Source organism: Bacillus sp. P4_D3 (assembly GCF_056401855.1).
Genome location: NZ_JBFUIN010000524.1, coordinates 1 through 2199, shown reverse-complemented (window position 1 = coordinate 2199; position 2199 = coordinate 1). Strand labels below are relative to the sequence as shown.

Sequence of the window (2199 nt, the reverse complement as noted above, 5' to 3'; positions counted from 1 at the left end):
AGATTACGAAGGAAAAGCACTTCTTATTGTAAATGTAGCTAGTAAATGTGGATTTACACCACAATATAAAGGGTTACAGGAAGTATATGATAAATATAAAGACCAAGGACTAGAAATACTCGGTTTCCCTTGTAATCAATTTGGGGGACAAGAACCAGGCACAGAAGCTGATATTACTAGTTTTTGTGAATTGAACTACGGTGTAAACTTCCCGATGTTTGCAAAGATTGATGTGAAAGGTGATAAGGCTCATCCTCTTTATACATACATGACAGAACAAGCACCAGGTTTACTTGGTATGAAAGCTGTGAAATGGAACTTTACTAAGTTTCTAATTGGAAAAGATGGGAAAGTAGTAGGGCGTTTTGCGCCGCAAACGAAGCCGGTGGATTTAGAGGTTGAGATTGAGAAGGTGCTTGGGGAATAATTAGGAGTTAGCTATCTTTTATTATGTTTATTAAATAACACCTCAAAGAACAAAGTAGTTCTTTGAGGTGTTTTCTTTAAACTCACATTATCAAGATTAAATCACTGGATCGAAGTCATTTGATTTAGGCAGAGAAGTTGCTTTTTTCATAAGCACTTCCCATAAGTGTACGGATGTCTTCCATTCGGCTGCGGTCTGTCCCTTTTGATACATAGCGTTCTCATAACTGAAAGTAAGTTGTTGCATATCGGCCGAGTTGTAAAGTGTATCGATGCGGAGAGCGTATTCTCGGAATGTTTGACTTTCACCCCGTGGTATGCCGATTCTCGCAAATTGTTTTAAAAGTGCACCGTAAGCTTTTCTATAAACAGCATCATCTTTTCGGTATTTATAGAAAAGAATAATAAAAAATGTAATCCATTTCATTCTAGTAGTGAAGAGAATGTATCCGATGATACTAATCGGTATCGTAGAGAGGAATACGTACCACCAAGAAATCCTATTTTTAGAATTTGTAATCTTTTTAGTAGAGGCTTCTTCTGTATTTTCTATTAAACTTTTGAGCTTCGCTTCATTGTTCCGTTGGTGTATTTGCCCGCTATTAGAATTAGTTTCTTCGCTATTTTGTGAAGTAGAAGCAGGAGTATTATTTATAAAATTATAGGGATTGGTAAACCCTTTTGTTGGTTCGAATGGAATCCATCCGTATTCTGGAAAATATACTTCGACCCAAGAGTGTGCGTTATTGTTCGCGATTTTATAAACATTCTCACCTTCAGCACCAGCAATTGTATTCTCAAGAGTTCCTTCTGTAAATCCTTTTACCCAGCGGGCGGGAATCCCGGCAGAACGAAGTAGTACAATCATAGACGTCGAAAAATTATTACAGTAGCCGCTTTTTGTATCGAAAAGGAATTGATCTACATAATCTTGGTTTTTGGCAGGGAATAAGACATTCGTTGTTTCGTATACAAAAGAGTTGTCTGTGAAGTAATTTTCAATAGCTAATACTTTATCATACCGGCTGTCTTTATCATTTGTAAGATTGACAGCCAAGTCTTTTACTCGCTGCGGTAATGATTCGGGAAGTTGTGTGTACTTTGTCATGAAATAAGAACTTGTTTCTTGATCTTCATTCGTTTTTGCAGCTTTCAAGTTTTCTATGGAAAACTCCGGAATCTCATACGTTACTTTATACGAATTTAAAGTAGTAGAAGAGTCTCCGTGCATCGTATAGATTTTTTCTGAAAATGGGTCAACGCTGTATGATACATCAGAAGAAGCCTCAACTGATACTAATCCTGCTGGATAGGTAAGGTGAGGATAACTTTTTTGCATGGTGATTGTTGCCTCAGTTATCTCCGTTTTTGTATTTTGTTCGTACCAGCTCACGACGTCGTTTTTATGTTTAAAAGAAACCTTTTTTTGATTTTCAGAAACTTCCCAGCCTTTTCCTGTATAAAAATCTTTTGTTTCTACTCTCCAATATTGTTTGTTTTGTGTTTGTGCTGTGAAAACAATTGTAGGATCCGCCTTAAAAGGACCGCCTAATCGGGAGTCATCTAAACCATACCCAATTTTAGAAACTTCTTGTTCTTTACTTGCTTCGGATGTGTTGAATTTTAAAAAATTCATTGGGTTTGGCCATTGAGGACCAAATTTTGGAGCAAAGTATGCGATGATTGCTGACAATACAATAAATATTGTAAGAGGTCTAAGTAATTTTGAGATTACTCTAGCATAATTTTGTAAGTGTTCCATCTCTTTTATTC

Annotated in this window: 2 protein-coding genes; one reads left to right on the top strand and one right to left on the bottom strand. The window is 36.5% G+C overall.

Annotation, left to right across the window (positions count from 1 at the left end; genetic code table 11):
* Positions 1–427 (top strand): glutathione peroxidase (gene bsaA, locus AC1DTM_RS23570; protein WP_477001023.1); only part of this gene is annotated, 427 nt, incomplete at its 5' end.
* Positions 428–523: 96 nt separating this feature from the next.
* Here bsaA and AC1DTM_RS23565 read toward each other — a convergent pair.
* The coding region (locus AC1DTM_RS23565; protein WP_477001022.1) for a transglutaminase TgpA family protein at positions 524–2199 on the bottom strand (1676 nt) is incomplete at its 5' end.